Below are 17,927 nucleotides of genomic sequence, written 5' to 3'. Positions count from 1 at the left end.
AGCTCCTACTGTTTTGGTTTCAACCGTTTTTTGATCATAAATCCTAAATCAATTATACCTAAGAATTTAACGACTTCCAGAGGAATCGGCAGGAAAGAGTTCAGTAAAAACAAGAGTATAATCAACAATATGATTCTTTTTCTCTTCCAATTCTTTATCCAGGCATAATAAAAAATAACTGTGAAACCTTGTAATATAAGTACAAACGATAATATCATATACAAATTTATCGTTACAATATATAAAGACGTACCCTTTTCAGGCATACTAAATGTTAAAACAATCGCTATAATATAATACCACAAAAACGATTTTGGCAGGTTCCACTCACGAAATGGAGGGAACGATGGCACATCATAACGCATTCTTTTCATCAGCATTCTTGCGGCGATATGCGTTAAGAAGGCAAGGATGACAGCTCCTCCAATAATATATGTCGGAAGCATCATCGGGATCAATTCTGCCTGCTCTTTAAATCTTTCAATCTGGGTAGGATCTTGTCCACCCGATTTATAAAAATCTTCTGCTGTGCCTATCGCACTTTGAAACTGAGTCTCTAATTCTTTTACAAAATTGATGCCCATGAATACTTGAGCGATAGCGAGCGTTCCTAACATGTTCACGATGTTCGACAGACTCGCACCGAGCAGAACCGCAAACGCGGGTTTTTTCTTCTATAAAGTTCCCCCATCACGATTCCAGTCAAACCAGCAAACAGGGTGACAATAATACCGTTAAGTCCCGCAAATGCCAATGAAACACCAAACGTGACCGCCCATAAGAGTAATCCCGCTTTAAGATCTTGCCGGTACAAGTAGATGATAAACGGAAGCGGCAAAATAAATAACGAGACCAAGCTAAATAACGGTATGTACATACTGATCAAAAAAGAAGCGTATAAATGCCCGAGACAACGGCACCTTCCACCAATACTCTAGTATTGCGCATGATTCACCTCATAAAATTCTTCATATGTTCTAATTGTAGTGACATAACCGCCGTAATTCAACTTAAACGATAATTCTAGCATAGACGTACTTGAAGCGAAGTAAACAAATTATGGAAGGTTGTTGTGTGTAGGGTGATTTAATGAGTAGAAATGATGCCGATTATGCTAAGACCATAACGGTTATAGAGCTTTTTTGTAAACTCGCGGATAAATAGGTAAAATTCGCGGGATTGTGTTCGAAATTTGCTGGATAAACTTTAAATTTCGCGGGATTGTTAAGGCAACTTCAGGAATCATATGTTTGGCAATGAAATATTCATGCTTTTCACGTGTACCAATCTTATACATGGTGGGGTATTAATAACATTAATTCTAGATATTTAACTTATAATCCTAGAAATTCTAGAATTATTACGGCGAGTTTTCATGATATTCCGGCGAGTTTTGCACATATACCGGCGAGTCGACAACTTTCGACTATGATTCCCTACCCCGATACCCCATCCATCTGACAAACTACAGTCCACGAACGCTTAAAAATCACACTCCACCTCAAACAAGTAATAAAAAAACGCAGCCAGGATAACCTAGCTGCGCTCTTTAACCGATCTTATTCAGATACATATGGTAACAATGCCATGTGACGAGAGCGTTTGATCGCACGAGTCAATTGACGTTGATATTTAGCAGATGTACCAGTTACACGACGAGGAAGAATCTTACCGCGCTCAGAAACGAAACGCTTTAAAAGATCAGTGTCCTTGTAGTCGATGTAAGTAATTTTGTTTACAGTGAAGAAACAAACCTTACGACGCTTTTGGCGTCCACCACGACGTCCAGCCATAGTTGGTCCCCTCCTTTAGATTTATTTTATATATTCCGATTCATAGTTTACGTTAGTTTAAAATGGCAAATCGTCATCAGAGATGTCGATTGGCGTGCCATCATTTGCAAACGGGTCATCGTTGAAGTTATTACGTTTTGGATTCTGCTGTTGTTGCTGTCCTCCAAAGCCGTTATCACTTCCATAGCTGCGGTTCTGATTTTTCTGCCCAAATCCGCGGTCATTTGATGGTCCACCAAAGTTATTGCCGCTGCCTTGATATTGCTGGCCGCCAGCATTAGCGTTTTTAGGTTCAAGGAATTGAACACTTTCTGCCATTACTTCAGTAACATACACTCTTTGACCCTGCTGGTTCTCGTAAGAACGAGTTTGCAAACGTCCATCCACTCCTGCAAGCGATCCCTTTTTCAAGAAGTTCGCTACATTTTCAGCGGGCTTACGCCATACGACACAGTTAATGAAATCTGCTTCGCGCTCACCTTGCTGATTCGAAAAAGGTCGATTGACAGCAAGTGTGAAGTTAGCAACAGCCACACCATTTGGAGTGTACTTTAATTCTGGGTCTTTTGTTAAACGTCCCACCAGTACTACTCGATTTAGCATTCAGAACCACTCCTTAAAGGATTAATTTCTTTCGTCTACGATTGTCATGAAACGAAGAACATCTTCGTTGATCTTCATAAGACGGTCGAATTCATTAATCGCTTCGTTTGGAGCGTTAACTTCCAATAGCGTGTAATATCCATCGCGGAAGTCATTGATTTCGTAAGCTAAACGCTTTTTACCCATTTCCTTTTCGTTCGCGATCTCCGCACCGTTGTCAGTTAGGATGCTTTTCGCACGCTCTTTCGTTGCCTTAAGAGCTTCCTCTTCGATATTCGGACGGACGATGTACATAATTTCGTACTTTTTCATTCCGTTCACCTCCTTTTGGTCTAAGCGGCCCAAAACATTTATTTCGGGCAAGGAGAAAATCATCATAACAAGATTTGTTGACAATTAACTCACAATAAAGAATTATATCAAAAGATGCTGCATAAAACAAGCTTACTTTAGAATTATGCATAAAAAAGAGGAAAAGCGATTGCTTTCCCTCCGAAATTCAGTATTTGATTAAACGTTAAAACGGAAATGGACCACATCTCCATCTTTCATTTCGTATTCTTTACCTTCTAGACGAACTTTTCCTTTTTCTTTAGCAGCTGCCATGTTGCCCGCAGTCATCAAGTCATCATAAGCAACGACTTCTGCACGGATAAATCCTCTTTCAAAATCCGTATGGATGATTCCCGCACACGCAGGAGCCTTCATGCCTCTACGGAACGTCCAAGCACGTACTTCTTGAACACCTGCTGTAAAGTATGTTGCTAATCCTAAAAGAGAATAAGATGCACGAATCAGCTTATCAAGACCCGCTTCCTCAATTCCTAGTTCACCTAAGAAAGCCATCTTTTCATCGCCATCAAGTTCAGCGATCTCTTCTTCTACTTTTGCACAGATAACGATAACTTCTGCATTTTCACGAGCTGCATATTCTTTAACCGCTTCAACATGCTCGTTCGTTCCCTCTAAAAGCTCATCTTCGCTTACGTTTGCAACGTATAGAATCGGCTTCATTGTCAGTAAATGCATCGCATGAACGATCTTGTTCTCTTCAGGTGTTAAGTCAACACTACGAGCAGGTAGTTCTTGCATAAGTGCTTCCTTAATCTTTGAAAGAACTGCAAACTCAGCAACCGCTTCTTTGTCTTTTGACTTTGCTAACTTTTCAACGCGCGCAATACGCTTGTCGATAGACTCTAAGTCAGCAAAGATAAGCTCAAGATTGATTACTTCAATATCATCGATCGGATTTACTTTTCCGTGAACGTGAGTGATGTTCTCGTCATCAAAACAGCGAACAACTTGTAAGATCGCGTCCGTTTGGCGAATGTGTGATAAGAATTTGTTACCAAGTCCTTCACCCTTGCTTGCACCTTTTACGATACCGGCAATATCCGTAAACTCAAAAGTTGTAGGTACTACTTTTTTCGGCTGTACCAATTCTGTTAATTTTTGAAGACGGTGATCAGGTACTTCTACGATTCCAACATTCGGATCAATCGTACAGAACGGATAGTTAGCTGATTCTGCACCTGCTTGTGTAATAGCGTTAAACAATGTAGATTTACCAACGTTCGGCAAACCAACGATTCCAGTTGTAAGAGCCACTGTTATTTCACTCCTCTGTTTTATATAAAGCTCGGAACCCCGAGACTTTTCAGTTAAAAAAATATCCTTCCCAATTATAGGTTTTATCACCTTAAAAAACAAGAAGAACCGGGTAGTGCTTCCCGGCTCTCATTCTTAACTCTTTTTTCTATGTTCATTGTAGTAATCAAGTGGCACATCCTATGGAATACATTGTTCCACGTGAAACTTTATTAAATAAGTCTTATATTACTCCCCTGGTGATAACAAGACTTTCTTAATTTTCTTAGCAAATTCAGCTCTTGGCAGCATCACACTATGCTGACAACCCATACATTTGATTCGAATATCTGCCCCCATACGAATAACTTTCCATCGGTTTGTTCCGCATGGGTGCTGTTTTTTCATTTCCACTTCATCGTGAAGTTGAAATTCTTTTTGCTGCATCATCAGCTCTCCTTTATTTTTGTTCTTTTGGCATTGATTCTTTCTGATACGTGACCATTTTCGGATAAGGAATTTCTATACCTGCTTTTTCAAGTTCATGTTTTAGGGTTTTACGAAGTTCTCGCGCGATTTTAAAATGCGTCATCGGAAGTACCTCGGCGGTAACTCGAATGACAACCTCAGAAGCACCTAACATTTGAACACCTAGTACTTCTGGTTCTTTTACCATCTCAGGGTAATTGGGTTTTGCGTTCTTAACGACTTCTTGAATGATATTTTGCGCTTTATCAATATCTTCTTCATACGCAATGCTTAGGTCAACAACAGCAATGCTGTTATGAACAGAAAAATTCGTAACTTCCGTGATAGACGAATTCGGCAGGATATGCAATTCTCCTGTCCAGCTTTTTATTTTTGTTGTTCTCAGCCCGATTTCTTCAACTGTGCCTTCAAAACTTGCAATTCGTACCGTATCACCTACAGAGAACTGGTTTTCGAAGATGATGAAAAATCCAGTGATGATATCCTTTACAAGACTTTGAGCACCGAAACCGATCGCTAAACCAACGACACCTGCCCCCGCAAGGATCGCTTTTATGTCTACGCCAAACTCGGTTAAGATGGTCAAAATCGCTACGAAATAGATAACATAGGAAGCTACGTTATCTAGAAGTCGGAATAAGGTGTTCTCCTTCTTTCGCTTAAACGTAAAGGAGATTTCAACCGTACTTTAAAGATATTTGCGATCGCCGCTTTTACAATATATTTAAATATAATGGCCAGTATAATGATTCCTACAATTTTAAATCCTGTTGTAGCAAGGCCTGTCCACCATTCTTTATCTGAAAAAAAGGTTATAGCCTGTTCTGCTGTTTTTGGTAAATCGGTACCTTCCAATTCAGTCTCCGTCCTCTCAATGATTATGAGATTATTTAATCAGCTTTTCCTTAGAATATCAAATGTCATTCATTATAAGTGGTTATGAAAAACTTATTGAGTTATGAGTACCACCTAAACGGGTATAGACTTTAAACAAAAGTCTGTGATTATTCTATTCTACCATGTATAACAAAAGGAATTCTTCCGTATACTAGTAGAACCATTATAAAGGAGAGGATGTCATGTTCCTCAAACGGAAGCTGGGATTAGGGAAACCCATTCAATATAAATTGCACCACGAAGATAAGGAAGCGATGCTGCGAATTACAGAACAAATTTTACCTATGCTTCCGGAAACAAGCCATCAGCCAGTCGTAGTTGTCTGTATAGGTACCGACCGATCGACAGGTGATGCATTAGGTCCTCTTGTAGGTACAAAATTGCACAACAAAGATACTTTTCCGTTTTTTGTTTACGGTACACTTGATGATCCTGTTCATGCCGTAAATCTAGAGGAGAAGCTAAAAATGATTGAAACCGAACATCCAGGTGCTTTTGTTATTGGAATTGATGCCTGTTTGGGCCGGTTAAATCATGTGGGCATGATCTCTATTAATGACGGACCGGTAAAACCAGGTGCAGGTGTGAATAAACAGCTGCCGCCTGTTGGCGATATGCATATTACAGGTATCGTAAACGTAAGCGGATTTATGGAATACTTTGTCCTTCAGAATACGAGGTTAAGTATCGTCATGAAAATGGCCGACTTAATTGCAGATTCCCTTCATATGGCTTGCTTACGAAAAAAATCCAACAAAAAAACATGATTGCAGGAACAGATACGCGTTCTCAAGATATTTATAAAATTCAATAACAAAAAGCCGCTTCTACTGGATAGAAGCGGCTTTTTTTATAGCAAACCTTGTGAAAAAGAAAGAATGTTTTCCCATTTTTCAACAATAAAAACAAGCAGTGTAGCAACCAGCAACCCGGGAAGAAGGTTCGCCACGCGAATCTTTGCGATGCCTAGCAAATTTAAACCGATCGCTACGATCATGATTCCGCCTGTTCCTGTTATTTCTACGATAAGAGCATCCATCAGTTCTTGCGGAACGAATCGATCGATCTGTGTAGCCATTAAAGCAATAATCCCTTGATATAAGACGACCGGAATCGCGGAAAACATTACACCGATACCAAGTGTTGAGGTAAAAAGAATGGCACAAAATCCATCGATTAATGCTTTCGTATAGAGAACATCATGCTGTTGCCTTAACCCGCTGTCTAGCGCTCCCACAATGGACATCGCTCCAACTACAAAAACAAGAGTAGCTGTTACAAAACCCGTCGCAACCGATCCTTTATCTTGCTTCCCTACCTTCGTTTCAAGCCACTTCCCGATCGCATTCAATCGATCTTCTAAATTCCACCACTCACCAAGCGCACCGCCAATGGCTAGACTCGCAATAACAATCAAAAATTGCTCGCTTTTAAGTCCCATACCAATCCCTAAAATCGTGACAGCTAAAGCCATCGCTTGTAAGATTGTATTTTTAAATCGATCAGGGATGCTTGTCCAGAACAAGCCTAAAAAGCTCCCCGCTACAATGGCAATACCATTTACTATTGTTCCTAACAGTGACATGTAACGTTCTCCTATCTAAGCAGGCCATCGATGATTATCTATTACGATTGAATCAAGGTGCTTACTTCTTTATTGTTTATTATTTAAGCTTGAAAGTAGTTGATTTCCGTTTCAGGATGCTCGCTTTCCGCGGGGCAGGCGATGAGCCACATTTGTACGTTTCACTCTTAAGTGTCTCACCTGCTCGCCTTAAGGAAGTATCCTGGCTCCTGCGTCTACAAGTTAATGCTTCCGTAGTGAGCTTCCTCGTCGCATGCCTTGCGAGAAGCTTCTCAGGTGGTAGGCACGCACCTTACACTCCAATCAACTTAAAAATTAAACCAGTAGCGATAAACTGTTAGTCATAAACTTTTAAAGAAATTGTAAAAAAGAAAACCACCTTATCGATGGTTTTCTCTCTATTTTTCTAACAGATCTAAAATACGCTCTAAATCATCTTGTGAAAAGAATTCGATCTCAATCTTCCCTTTTCGCTTCGACTTTTTAATGGACACAGATGTTCCGAATCGATCGCGCAGCGAAGATTCTTTTTCTTTAAAAAACACATTGGTTTGTACTGTATTTTTCTTTGTTCCACGTGAAACATTTTTGTTAATATCCGAAATCAACTTTTCAAGCTGTCTTACATTTAAATTTTCATCCATTATCCGCTGGACGATTAGCTGCATCTTCGTTTTTTTCTTAAGTCCGAGTAATGCTCGTCCATGCCCCATCGATAACAGGCCATTGGACAAAAGCTCTAAAACAGGTTTTGGAAGTTGAAGCAACCGGATATGGTTCGCAATATGCGGACGGCTCTTTCCAACTCTAGAAGCTAATTCTTCTTGAGTGATTTCCAGGTGCTCCATCAACTTCTGATAAGCCTGTGCTTCTTCGACCGGATTCAAATCTTCTCGCTGAAGGTTTTCAATCAAGGCAACTTCCATCATTTTTTGTTCCGTATAATCTTTTACGATCACAGGGATGGTGTTTAGCCCTGCCTCAGATGCTGCCCTGAACCTTCTTTCACCTAGAACAATCTCGTAGCCTTTAATACTTTTCCGTACAACAATCGGCTGAAGAATGCCATGTTCTAAAATGGATTCTTTTAGCTCGTCAATGGCTTTTTGGTCAAAAACTTTTCGGGGCTGATACGGATTTGGCCTAAGCTCTGATATGCTGACATCTTTGATCTGCTCTTCTTCCCCAGCTTCCGTTGGAGGAAAGAAAGCATGTAGCCCTTTACCTAACCCTTTCACCAATGCCAATCACTTCCTTCGCAAATTCTAAATATACATCTGCACCGCGGGATTTCGGATCGTAAATAATAATCGGTTTACCATGACTCGGTGCTTCAGATAGTCTAACGTTTCTTGGTATGATCGTTTCATACACTTTATCTTGAAAATACTTCTTAACTTCTTCAATAACTTGAATGCCTAAGTTCGTACGTGCATCAAGCATCGTGAGCAGGACTCCATCAATCATCAAATCAGTATTAAGGTGCTTTTGCACAAGTCGGACCGTATTTAATAGCTGGCTTAATCCTTCTAGTGCGTAATACTCACATTGAACTGGAATGATAACTGAGTCAGAAGCTGTTAAAGAATTAATCGTAAGTAGTCCTAATGATGGAGGGCAATCAATAATAATATAATCATAAACGGAGCTTACCTGATCTAACGCTCTTTTCAATCGGACTTCACGCGATATCGTAGGTACTAACTCGATTTCAGCTCCAGCGAGTTGTATCGTCGAAGGGAGTATATGTAAACCTTCACAGATGGTCTCGACAATCACATCTTTTACTTCCACATCCTCAACAAGGACATTATAGATACATTGATCGATATCACCTTTGTCCACACCTACACCACTTGTAGCGTTGCCTTGAGGATCTATGTCTACGAGCAAAACTTTTTACCGAAATATGCTAAGCATGCACCAAGGTTGACGGACGTAGTCGTTTTTCCGACTCCGCCTTTCTGGTTGGCTACTGCAATGATCTTGGCCACGTTGTCACCTACCTCACTTAATAAAACAATTCATTATCTATTATTCTATCATGAAGGAAATAAAATGACGTATGGAATTACAGAAAAAAGTATTTTTAGCTGAATTTATTTTTTCTTCTTTTTTCAGTTGAAATTTTAAAGAAGACAGGAAATCAATCCCTAAAAAGACTCTCATTCTAAAAGTTTTTGCATTGGGGTTTTAGTTCCTTCTCTTCATTGTCAAGTTGATTGGAGTGTAAGGTGTGAGACTCCTGCGGGACAAGCGGTCAGGTGAGACCCTTTAGGGCGCATAGCGGCAAGGGGCTCACCGCCTGCCCCGCGGAAAGCGAGCATCTGAAACGGAAATCAACCACTTTCAAGGGCGCCAAAGATTTCGAAAACAAAAAAACCACCAGCGTTAACTTCCAGGCTGATGGTCTTCATTTTATTTTTTCGGAATACGAATCGTGAACTGATAAAATTCCTCATGTTCCTCTTCTTCTGTGTCAATGGATAGTCCGCTTTGTACGACCATGTCAACAGATTGCCTAACCGTATTAATGGCGAGACGCATATCCTTGCTATACGATTTGCGTCTGGATTGAGGTTTCTTTTCGGCTGTCTCAGCTTCGATCATTCGTTTCACACGATCTTCAGTCTGCTTCACATTCAATTGTTTTTCCAGAATCTCTTGCAGAACGGCGTCCATCTTTTCTGGAGATTTTAATACAATCAATGCTCTAGCATGACGCTCTGTAATCTTTTTCTGCAAAAGGGCATCTTGAATAGATTGCGGCAGCTTTAATAAACGAAGCTTGTTCGCAATCGTGGATTGACCTTTTCCAAGTTTTTGTGCTAGTCCCTCTTGAGTAAGGCCATGCAATTCTAGAAGTTTAGCATAAGCCATAGCTTCTTCAATGGCAGTAAGTTCTTCTCGCTGAAGGTTTTCAATAAGAGCTACCGATGCGGTTTGGGAATCGTCCATCTCTTTAAGTATAGCGGGTATCTTTTCCCACCCAAGTTTTTGAACAGCACGCCACCTGCGTTCCCCTGCGATCAGTTCGTATTGATTTTCTCCAATAGCGCGAACCACAATAGGCTGAATGATTCCGTGAGCTTCTATCGTCTGTGATAATTCTTCAATTCGTTCATCTATAAAAACCGTACGAGGCTGAAACCGGTTTGGTATGATCTGTTGAACCGGAATTTGAAGTACTTCTTCGTTGTCGTTTTTTCAGCTGGTTCTGGATCTAAGGTTTGCTGGCTCTTTTCGCCGATGCCGAATAAACGTGAAAAAGGATGCTTCATGCGAATACACCACCTTTTGTAATGTGCCTGTTAACTAATTCTTCTCACTAGTCCTATAATCCTGCAAGTCTGTAAAAATCTTTCTTTTATGTAACATCTGTGTTTCACGTGAAACACAGATACATGTTATGAAATAGGAGTTTTGTTTGGCGTTCCTGGTTTTCTCGGGAATTTCTTTGGTGTTTCCTTGACTTTTTCGATCAGAATGATATTGCGTTCACTTTCTTCGATTGGCAATAGAAAAGAATGAACATCTTTTATTTTTCCGCCTAAAAGTTTTACTGCCTTTTCGCCATCTTTCACTTCTTCAGGAAGATTGGCACCTTTCATCCCTAAAAAGTGCCCTCCTATTTTCACTAAAGGTAAACAGAGCTCAGATAGAACAGAAAGTCTAGCAACGGCTCGTGCCATCACAAGATCGAAATTCTGTCTAAACTCCGGACGCTGCGCAAATGTTTCTGCACGGTCATGATGTAAGGATACGTTTTCTAATCCTAATTCATCAACAACATGCTGCAAAAATCCAATGCGTTTGTTGAGTGAATCGACAACCGTCAGCTGGATGTCTGGGTAAACGATCTTCAGCGGAATCGCAGGGAACCCCGCACCTGCTCCGACGTCACAAACCGTTATGTTTTGATTAAAATCATAATAAAATCCTGCCGTCACAGAATCATAAAAATGTTTAAGATATACTTCTTCTTTTTCGGTGATTGCTGTTAGATTCATTTTTTCATTCCACTCAACGAGCAGCTCATAATACATCTCGAATTGTGAGAGCTGCTTATCTGATAACTGTACTCCCTTTTCTTTTAAGGAAGATTGAAACAATTCAACATTCATGGTTTACGCGTTCCCCCTCAACGGGCAATTTTCGCCAGTTTACCTTGTTCAAGGTAGATCAACAGAATAGAAATATCTGCTGGGTTTACCCCTGATACTCGTGATGCCTGCCCGACAGAAAGAGGCCGAACTTCGTGAAGCTTTTGTTTCGCTTCTGTAGCCAATCCATTGATCGCCATGTAATCCAGATCAACAGGCAGTTTTTTATTTTCCATCTTGCGCATTTTCTCAACTTGAGCAAGCTGTTTATCAATGTAACCCGCATACTTCACTTGTATCTCAACTTGCTCCATTACTGTTTCAGGTAATGATGTTTCTGCAGGTGCCATTTTGTGAATCACCGGATACGTTACTTCAGGACGCTTTAGCAAATTGGCTGCAGACATTGGTTCTTTTAACGGTGTAGATTGTGCTTCTGCAAGGATTTGCTGCACTTCTTCAATCGGCTTAATCGATACATGTTCTAAGCGTTCTATTTCCTGCGCAATTTGAGCTTTCTTCTCTTCAAAGCGTTCGTAACGATCTTGAGGTATCAGTCCGATTTCGTGACCTTTTTTCGTTAATCTGAGATCAGCGTTATCGTGTCTTAGCAGCAAGCGGTACTCTGCTCTTGATGTTAGTAGACGATATGGCTCGTTTGTACCTTTCGTAATCAGGTCATCGATTAGTACTCCGATGTACGCTTCCGAACGATCCAGCACTAAAGGCTCTTTTTTCTGTACTTTTAATGCAGCATTTATTCCCGCCATGAGGCCTTGCCCCGCTGCTTCTTCATATCCGCTCGTGCCATTCAGTTGACCTGCTGTAAAGAGACCGTTCACACGCTTCGTTTCAAGAGATGGCCAAAGCTGTGTTGGTACGATCGCATCATATTCAATGGCATAACCGGCACGCATCAGTTCCGCTTTTTCAAGTCCAGGTATCGTAGCTAGAATTTTCTTTTGTACATCTTCAGGAAGACTCGTTGAAAGACCTTGAACGTAAACTTCTTCCGTGTTGCGGCCTTCAGGTTCTAAAAAGATCTGATGTCTTGGTTTATCGTTAAAACGAACAATTTTATCTTCAATGGATGGACAATATCTTGGTCCTGTTCCTTCGATCATTCCAGAATACATCGGTGAACGATGAAGATTACCGTTGATCAATTGATGTGTCGCGTCTCCTGTGTAAGTAAGCCAGCAAGGCAGCTGATCTGTAATATACTCGGTTGTTTCATAAGAGAAAGCTCGCGCTACATCATCACCTGGCTGAATCTCTGTTTTTGAATAATCAATCGTTTTGCTGTTAACACGAGGTGGAGTTCCCGTCTTAAAGCGAACCATATCGAAACCAAGTTCTTGCAGATGATAAGATAAGTTAATAGAAGGAGCCATATTGTTTGGGCCGCTTTCATAAGCAAGCTCACCAATAATGATCTTCCCTCTTAAATAAGTTCCAGTCGTTAAAACCACCGCATTCGCAGCGTATTCAGCTCCTGTTTTTGTAATAACACCCTTACATTCGCCATCCTCAATGATCAGACGCTCTACCATTCCTTGACGCAATGTGAGATTTTCGGTGTTTTCCATTGTTTTTTTCATTTCGTGCTGATAAAGATATTTATCAGCTTGCGCGCGAAGCGCACGTACCGCAGGGCCTTTACCCGTATTAAGCATACGCATTTGAATATGTGTTTTGTCGATGTTGCGTGCCATTTCACCGCCTAGCGCATCCACTTCACGTACAACGATCCCTTTAGCAGGACCACCTACTGAAGGATTACATGGCATGTATGCTACTGTGTCTAGATTCAGTGTCAGACATAACGTTTTGGCGCCCATACGTGCAGAAGCAAGTGCAGCTTCAACACCAGCATGTCCAGCGCCGACAACAATGACATCAAACGTATCTGCTTTATATCCCATTGTTCTACCTCCTTATGTTTATTTTCCAAGACAAAATTGAGAGAACAACTGGTCGATTAGACTCTCTGAAACCGTGTCACCCACTATTTCACCGAGTATCTCCCATGCTCTTGTTATATCGATCTGTACCATATCTATCGGAAGATCAGCTTCAATGCCGCCGAGTGCTTCGTCAATGTGATGAATCGTCTGCTGCAGAAGTGCGATATGCCGCGAGTTAGAAACATAAGTTAAGTCTTGTGCTTCAATTCCGCCTGCAAAAAACAGGTTTGCGATCGCTTGCTCTAATTCATCTATTCCCTCTTCTTTAACTAAAGATGTTGAGATCAGAGGTGAATGTTCTGCAAGTTCTTTGATTCGGTTCATATCCGCTTTCATTTCAAGGTCGGTTTTATTAATGATGACAATCTTATCAAGTCCAGCTGCTGCACGGAATAAGTTCTCATCTTCTTGTGACAGCGTTTCGTTTCCGTTAATGACTAACAAAATAAGATCTGCTTCTTTCAGTACTTTTCGAGATTTCTCCACACCGATCTTTTCTACGATGTCTTCTGTTTCTCGAATCCCTGCAGTATCTACAAGTCTCAATGGAACTCCTCTTACGTTCACGTATTCTTCTATTACGTCCCTCGTCGTTCCCGCAATATCCGTTACGATCGCTTTATTTTCATGAACAAGTGCGTTCATCAAGGAAGATTTCCCTACGTTCGGTCTTCCGATGATTGCCGTGGATAATCCTTCGCGAAGAATTTTCCCTTGGCTTGCCGTTTGTAAAATGGATTCAACTTCTTTTTTACCGTTAACAAATTGGTATTTAAAAGCGTATGGGTCATTTCTTCTGCATCGTATTCAGGGTAATCGATGTTCACTTCAACGTGAGCAATCGTCTCTAATAACGTTTGTCTAAGACGTGTTATGAGTGAAGACAAACGGCCTTCCATCTGGTTGAGTGCAACGTTCATGGCGCGATCTGTCTTAGCTCGAATCAGATCCATTACCGCTTCTGCTTGAGATAAGTCAATTCGTCCATTTAAGAACGCACGTTTTGTAAATTCTCCTGGTTCTGCCAAGCGTGCTCCGTGCTGCAAAATCAATTGAAGGACTCGGTTCACGGAAACTAATCCTCCATGACAGTTTATTTCAACAACGTCTTCCCGCGTAAACGTTCGCGGAGCGCGCATAACGCTGATCATCACTTCTTCCACCGCCTGTTCAATCTTTGGATCAAACAGCTTTCCGTAATGAATGGTATGTGAATCTACATCTGAAAGACGTTTTGATCCTTTATACACTTTATCCGCAATGGCTACTGCTTCAGGTCCGCTTAATCGTACAATCGCGATTGCTCCCTCTCCCATCGGAGTAGAAATCGCCGTAATTGTATCAAATTCCATTGTTGTTTCACCTCGGCTTTCCTCTTTCTTACGCTCTATATAAATTACCTTTAGTATGGCCTTAATCAGTTGTTGTGATAATGGTTTAGCAAAAATGGACATAAATATCCACAATAAAAAATAGTGTATCGCATAATAAGCTTACAGTAAACAAAAAGCCCCAGAGGAATAACCTCTGAAGCTTCTTTATCTCTTGCTTGAGGACGTCGGGCGGATCACGACTTTACGGAATGGTTCCACCCCTTCTGACGTGGTCTCAACATCTCTGTTTTCTTTCAGTGCTAAATGAATCACTTTGCGCTCATTTGCAGGCATCGGCTCTAAAGCAAAACTTTTCTTAGTGAAAAATACTTTTTGAGCAGAGTGTTCAGCTAATCTCTCAAGTGATTCTTGTCTTCGGGTACGATAATTTTCAGCATCAAGCACGATTTTGACATGCTTGCTTGCAGGATCTGAGTTTGCAACCATATTCGTTAGAAGCTGAAGCGCATTAAGCGTTTGTCCGCGTTTTCCAATTAAAATCGCAATTTTGTCACCGGATAAATCCAGCACAAGATGATCATTTTCCTGTCGCTGTGCAATGGTAACGGGCACCCCCATTTTGGATGTTACATCCTGAAGGTATTCGATCGCGGTTTTAACAGGATCAGCTTTCACTGTTACTTCAACTACTGCAGGCTTACCGCCAAGTCCAAAAAACCTTTTTTGGAATCTTCAAGAATGGATATGTCTACTTGATCTTTTGAAGTCTGAAGTTGTTCTAGTGCTGCTGCTACTGCTTCTTCAACCGTTTTCCCTGTTACCTGTACCTTTTTCACTTTTTAGCTCCCCCATCAACTTGGTTTTCTTTCTTTTTCATTGGGGTCGTAATGAAATATGTTTGTCCAATCATGAATATGTTACCGATCACCCAATATAAAGATAATGCAGCTGGGAAATTAATTGCAAAAACAACGATCATAACTGGCATGATGTATAGAAGCATCTTCATCTGCGGATTCGGGTTATCCATTCCGCCCATCATGATTTTTTGCTGTAAGAATGTCGTTAGACCTGCAACTAGCGGTAAAATATAAAATGGATCTGGATTTCCTAAATCGAACCAAAGGAAATTATGATTCGCAATTTCTCCAGTACGCATGATCGCATGATAGAAACCTAAAAGAATCGGCATCTGGATTAGTAAAGGTAAACACCCTGCAAGCGGATTAACACCATTCTTTTGGAAGAGTGCCATCGTTTCTTGCTGCAATTTTTGCTGTGTGTTTGCATCTTTTGATTTGTACTTTTCACGAAGCTTTTGAATTTCAGGTTGAATTTCCTGCATCGCTTTAGAACTGCGTGTTTGCTTAATCATTAATGGAAGAAGCGCAGTACGAATAATCAATGTAACGATGATGATTGACAATCCGTAGTTTTCACCAGTTAAGTTCGCAAAATATGTGATCAACCATGATAACGGATATACAAAATATGTGTCCCAAATTCCCGTTCTGTCTTCTGTAATGGGCTCCATCGACCCACAACCAGATAGGACAGCCATGAGTGCGAAAAGGGCAATCAGTAAACCTATTTTCTTACGCACACTCTTATCCTCCTTAAAATCATAAATCTTATCTCAATTATTTATTGTCTCTTTTTTCTGGCACGAGGTCAACGCCTCCTGGATGAAAAGGATGGCACTTTAAAATTCTGACAAAAGTTAGCCACATTCCTTTAAATACACCATGACGCTTAAAAGCTTCAATACCGTAATGCGAACAAGTCGGATAAAAGCGGCACGAAGGCGGTGTCAATGGGGAGATCCATAGTTGGTAAAAACGAATAATCCCTATAAATAAGGATCTCATTTCTTACACCCTCTTTTTAAGTACGTTTGCTCTGTTCAATACGTGAAGCAAGCTTTTCTCCATTTCATGAAAGTCCATGTTAGCAGTAGGTATTCTTGCGATAACCACGTAATCCCTGCCTGGAAGCAGCTGTTCACTGTATTTATGGAAGATTTCTTTCACAGATCGCTTTATTCTGTTTCTTGTAACGGCTTTTCCTACTTTTTTACTTACAGAAAGTCCGATACGATACGCAGGCTGATCTTCTTTTTTTAAACTGTATATAACAAATTGGCGATTAGCCGTTGATTTTCCTTTTTTGAAGACTTCTTGAAATTCTTCATTTTTTTGAGGCGCTGTTCTTTCTTCATTCATTAACACTCCATCAATTAACCAATCTCATTCCCCAATGTCTTTTCGTTTCGAATCTTATCCCAGTATCGGCCTATTTTGTTCTTATAAAACCTCTAACTCCGAAAAATCGACATAACAGCGTTTTATTACTGAATTGGAGTGAGCAAAAATGTCTATAAAAAGTAAAAAAAGACCACTGATGTCAGTGGCCTATGCAGATAACACTTTTCTTCCCTTTTGACGACGGCGAGCTAGAACTTTACGACCGTTCTTAGTAGCCATACGTGCACGGAAACCATGTACCTTCTTACGCTTACGGTTGTTCGGTTGGAATGTAGGTTTCATGTATATTACACCTCCCTGAGGATATCTTTTATAAAAGACAGTCTAACAAATTATAATGACTGACCCCTTCTTTTGTCAAGCTGGATTTTAGTTTTATGCTGTTTTCGCTGTTTTCTCTGCTTCGCTGTTCTTGAAAGTGGTTGATCTCCGTTCCAGGTGCTCGCTTTCCGCGGGGCAGGCGGTGAGCCACATTCGTAACGTTTCACTCTTAAGTGTCTCACCTCCCCGCCTGTCCTAGCCGAGAGTCTTACACCTTCCACTTCAATCAACTCGCTGATGAAGAAATTGACATGTGAGAGGTTCAGCTAGTAGGCAGATCATCCACCATTCAACATTTCGCTAAAAGGCAAAACAAAAACTAAAATCTTTTAGAGAGGCTATTTTCTTACAGATTGTTGCATTTTTTCATCACCTGCAAATTGATTGTAGCGCAAGGTTGCCGACTCCTACGGGACGAGCGGTCAGGTGGAGACTCCTAATGGCGCAAAGCGGCAGGAGGCTCACCGTTCGCCCCGTGGAAAGCGAGCAACCTGGAGCGGAAATCAATTACTAACAAAAGCAACAATGCAGTACCCAAGCTTTGTAACAGAAAACTTCAAAAGTAACTTTAGTCATTCTACAACGTTCTCCAAAATCCTTATCCTCTTGCCTGTGGACATCTTTTTCGACACGTTTTTCATTATCCACACCAATTATCGACACGTTTTACACAAAATCTAGTGTTGTGGACAACTTTTCTACACAAGGTATGGGCGTTGTGGATAAGTAACAATAAGCCGTTGCCAAGCTTGATTATTTTTGATATGCTTGTTGTGTTTTAACTCGTTAACAAGATGAGTTGCATTTTAAGTTATTCACAGGCTGTGGATAAACTTGTGGACAGGTTTTTCTAGCTGTTAGGAATGTTGTCCACAGATGCATTTTAACTGTTCATAATCCTATTATCTACTATATTAATTATCATTCACATAAGGTGTGGACTTTTTATTTTTATTCATAGGTATTCACTGGGTGTACAAATCT

16 protein-coding genes and 6 pseudogenes are annotated in these 17,927 nt (G+C 40.7%); 1 reads left to right on the top strand and 21 read right to left on the bottom strand.

Going from position 1 to position 17,927, the window contains the following annotated elements; translation table 11 throughout:
* Nucleotides 1-5: 5 nt before the first annotated feature.
* The 7 genes and pseudogenes from ACEWFH_RS01910 to ACEWFH_RS01880 form a co-directional block, all read right to left on the bottom strand.
* Nucleotides 6-877, bottom strand: a pseudogene (locus ACEWFH_RS01910) (YybS family protein).
* A 682-nt stretch (nt 878-1,559) separates the two neighbouring features.
* Nucleotides 1,560-1,793, bottom strand: a complete 234-nt coding sequence (gene rpsR / locus ACEWFH_RS01905; protein WP_066399523.1) for a 30S ribosomal protein S18 — start codon at nt 1,791-1,793, stop codon at nt 1,560-1,562.
* A 57-nt stretch (nt 1,794-1,850) separates the two neighbouring features.
* Complete coding sequence (ssb, locus tag ACEWFH_RS01900; RefSeq protein ID WP_473725887.1) at nt 1,851-2,396, bottom strand: single-stranded DNA-binding protein; 546 nt, start codon at nt 2,394-2,396, stop codon at nt 1,851-1,853.
* Between the two features lie 21 nt (nt 2,397-2,417).
* Nucleotides 2,418-2,708, bottom strand: coding sequence for a 30S ribosomal protein S6 (gene rpsF, locus ACEWFH_RS01895; protein WP_066399533.1), 291 nt, complete (start codon nt 2,706-2,708; stop codon nt 2,418-2,420).
* 198 nt (nt 2,709-2,906) lie between these two features.
* The gene (gene ychF / locus ACEWFH_RS01890) at nt 2,907-4,004 is read right to left on the bottom strand and encodes a redox-regulated ATPase YchF (RefSeq protein WP_473725886.1); all 1,098 of its coding nucleotides are present in this window, start codon (nt 4,002-4,004) and stop codon (nt 2,907-2,909) included.
* Between the two features lie 228 nt (nt 4,005-4,232).
* Complete coding sequence (locus ACEWFH_RS01885) at nt 4,233-4,430, bottom strand: DUF951 domain-containing protein (RefSeq protein WP_473727187.1); 198 nt, start codon at nt 4,428-4,430, stop codon at nt 4,233-4,235.
* A 13-nt stretch (nt 4,431-4,443) separates the two neighbouring features.
* Nucleotides 4,444-5,327, bottom strand: a pseudogene (locus tag ACEWFH_RS01880) (mechanosensitive ion channel family protein).
* Nucleotides 5,328-5,551: 224 nt separating this feature from the next.
* On the opposite strand from ACEWFH_RS01880, the gene yyaC reads away from it, so the two are divergent.
* Nucleotides 5,552-6,136 carry a spore protease YyaC gene (gene yyaC / locus ACEWFH_RS01875; RefSeq protein ID WP_473725885.1) on the top strand — a complete coding sequence of 195 codons (585 nt, stop codon included), beginning with the start codon at nt 5,552-5,554 and terminating at the stop codon, nt 6,134-6,136.
* 83 nt (nt 6,137-6,219) lie between these two features.
* On the opposite strand, the gene ACEWFH_RS01870 is transcribed toward yyaC, so the two are convergent.
* The 14 genes and pseudogenes from ACEWFH_RS01870 to ACEWFH_RS01805 all read right to left on the bottom strand — a co-directional run bounded on the left by ACEWFH_RS01870 (nt 6,220) and on the right by ACEWFH_RS01805 (nt 17,164).
* On the bottom strand, nt 6,220-6,954 hold the full coding sequence (locus tag ACEWFH_RS01870) for a DUF554 domain-containing protein (protein ID WP_473725884.1): 735 nt from the start codon (nt 6,952-6,954) through the stop codon (nt 6,220-6,222).
* Between the two features lie 398 nt (nt 6,955-7,352).
* Nucleotides 7,353-8,195 carry a ParB/RepB/Spo0J family partition protein gene (locus ACEWFH_RS01865; RefSeq protein WP_473727186.1) on the bottom strand — a complete coding sequence of 281 codons (843 nt, stop codon included), beginning with the start codon at nt 8,193-8,195 and terminating at the stop codon, nt 7,353-7,355.
* Nucleotides 8,176-8,948 (bottom strand): annotated as a pseudogene (locus ACEWFH_RS01860) (ParA family protein). Before ACEWFH_RS01860 ends, ACEWFH_RS01865 begins: the two are co-directional and overlap by 20 nt.
* A gap of 424 nt (nt 8,949-9,372) precedes the next feature.
* Nucleotides 9,373-10,235, bottom strand: a pseudogene (noc, locus tag ACEWFH_RS01855) (nucleoid occlusion protein).
* 126 nt (nt 10,236-10,361) lie between these two features.
* Nucleotides 10,362-11,078 carry a 16S rRNA (guanine(527)-N(7))-methyltransferase RsmG gene (gene rsmG / locus ACEWFH_RS01850; RefSeq protein ID WP_473725883.1) on the bottom strand — a complete coding sequence of 239 codons (717 nt, stop codon included), beginning with the start codon at nt 11,076-11,078 and terminating at the stop codon, nt 10,362-10,364.
* Between the two features lie 17 nt (nt 11,079-11,095).
* Nucleotides 11,096-12,982 carry a tRNA uridine-5-carboxymethylaminomethyl(34) synthesis enzyme MnmG gene (mnmG, locus tag ACEWFH_RS01845; protein ID WP_473725882.1) on the bottom strand — a complete coding sequence of 629 codons (1,887 nt, stop codon included), beginning with the start codon at nt 12,980-12,982 and terminating at the stop codon, nt 11,096-11,098.
* 18 nt (nt 12,983-13,000) lie between these two features.
* Nucleotides 13,001-14,376 (bottom strand): annotated as a pseudogene (mnmE, locus tag ACEWFH_RS01840) (tRNA uridine-5-carboxymethylaminomethyl(34) synthesis GTPase MnmE).
* A gap of 186 nt (nt 14,377-14,562) precedes the next feature.
* Entirely contained in the window at nt 14,563-15,033 is a 471-nt protein-coding gene (jag, locus tag ACEWFH_RS01835) for an RNA-binding cell elongation regulator Jag/EloR (protein ID WP_473725881.1), read from the bottom strand.
* A gap of 11 nt (nt 15,034-15,044) precedes the next feature.
* Nucleotides 15,045-15,194, bottom strand: a complete 150-nt coding sequence (locus ACEWFH_RS01830; protein WP_473725880.1) for a Jag N-terminal domain-containing protein — start codon at nt 15,192-15,194, stop codon at nt 15,045-15,047.
* The gene (gene spoIIIJ / locus ACEWFH_RS01825) at nt 15,191-15,961 is read right to left on the bottom strand and encodes a YidC family membrane integrase SpoIIIJ (protein ID WP_473725879.1); all 771 of its coding nucleotides are present in this window, start codon (nt 15,959-15,961) and stop codon (nt 15,191-15,193) included. The genes ACEWFH_RS01830 and spoIIIJ overlap by 4 nt, the downstream gene beginning before the upstream one ends.
* A gap of 37 nt (nt 15,962-15,998) precedes the next feature.
* On the bottom strand, nt 15,999-16,226 hold the full coding sequence (gene yidD / locus ACEWFH_RS01820) for a membrane protein insertion efficiency factor YidD (RefSeq protein WP_473725878.1): 228 nt from the start codon (nt 16,224-16,226) through the stop codon (nt 15,999-16,001).
* Nucleotides 16,227-16,229: 3 nt separating this feature from the next.
* Nucleotides 16,230-16,576 (bottom strand): annotated as a pseudogene (rnpA, locus tag ACEWFH_RS01815) (ribonuclease P protein component).
* Between the two features lie 193 nt (nt 16,577-16,769).
* Nucleotides 16,770-16,904, bottom strand: a complete 135-nt coding sequence (rpmH, locus tag ACEWFH_RS01810) for a 50S ribosomal protein L34 (RefSeq protein WP_007201576.1) — start codon at nt 16,902-16,904, stop codon at nt 16,770-16,772.
* A gap of 50 nt (nt 16,905-16,954) precedes the next feature.
* The gene (locus tag ACEWFH_RS01805) at nt 16,955-17,164 is read right to left on the bottom strand and encodes a hypothetical protein (protein ID WP_473725877.1); all 210 of its coding nucleotides are present in this window, start codon (nt 17,162-17,164) and stop codon (nt 16,955-16,957) included.
* Between the last annotated feature and the right edge of the window lie 763 nt (nt 17,165-17,927).

This window comes from Fictibacillus sp. EA-CB0309, from assembly GCF_055814265.1.
The sequence above is the reverse complement of the archived record's forward strand: the minus strand, read 5'-3'. Positions and strand labels throughout refer to the sequence as shown.

What these genes read in the sequence shown, in the direction of transcription:
- rpsR (WP_066399523.1), bottom strand. Translation starts at nt 1,793, where the DNA reads ATGGCTGGACGTCGTGGTGGACGCCAAAAGCGTCGTAAGGTTTGTTTC.
- ACEWFH_RS01870 (WP_473725884.1), bottom strand. Translation starts at nt 6,954, where the DNA reads ATGTCACTGTTAGGAACAATAGTAAATGGTATTGCCATTGTAGCGGGG.
- rpsF (WP_066399533.1), bottom strand. Translation starts at nt 2,708, where the DNA reads ATGAAAAAGTACGAAATTATGTACATCGTCCGTCCGAATATCGAAGAG.
- rsmG (WP_473725883.1), bottom strand. Translation starts at nt 11,078, where the DNA reads ATGAATGTTGAATTGTTTCAATCTTCCTTAAAAGAAAAGGGAGTACAG.
- ssb (WP_473725887.1), bottom strand. Translation starts at nt 2,396, where the DNA reads ATGCTAAATCGAGTAGTACTGGTGGGACGTTTAACAAAAGACCCAGAA.
- yyaC (WP_473725885.1), top strand. Translation starts at nt 5,552, where the DNA reads ATGTTCCTCAAACGGAAGCTGGGATTAGGGAAACCCATTCAATATAAA.
- rpmH (WP_007201576.1), bottom strand. Translation starts at nt 16,904, where the DNA reads ATGAAACCTACATTCCAACCGAACAACCGTAAGCGTAAGAAGGTACAT.
- yidD (WP_473725878.1), bottom strand. Translation starts at nt 16,226, where the DNA reads ATGAGATCCTTATTTATAGGGATTATTCGTTTTTACCAACTATGGATC.
- mnmG (WP_473725882.1), bottom strand. Translation starts at nt 12,982, where the DNA reads ATGGGATATAAAGCAGATACGTTTGATGTCATTGTTGTCGGCGCTGGA.
- ACEWFH_RS01885 (WP_473727187.1), bottom strand. Translation starts at nt 4,430, where the DNA reads ATGCAGCAAAAAGAATTTCAACTTCACGATGAAGTGGAAATGAAAAAA.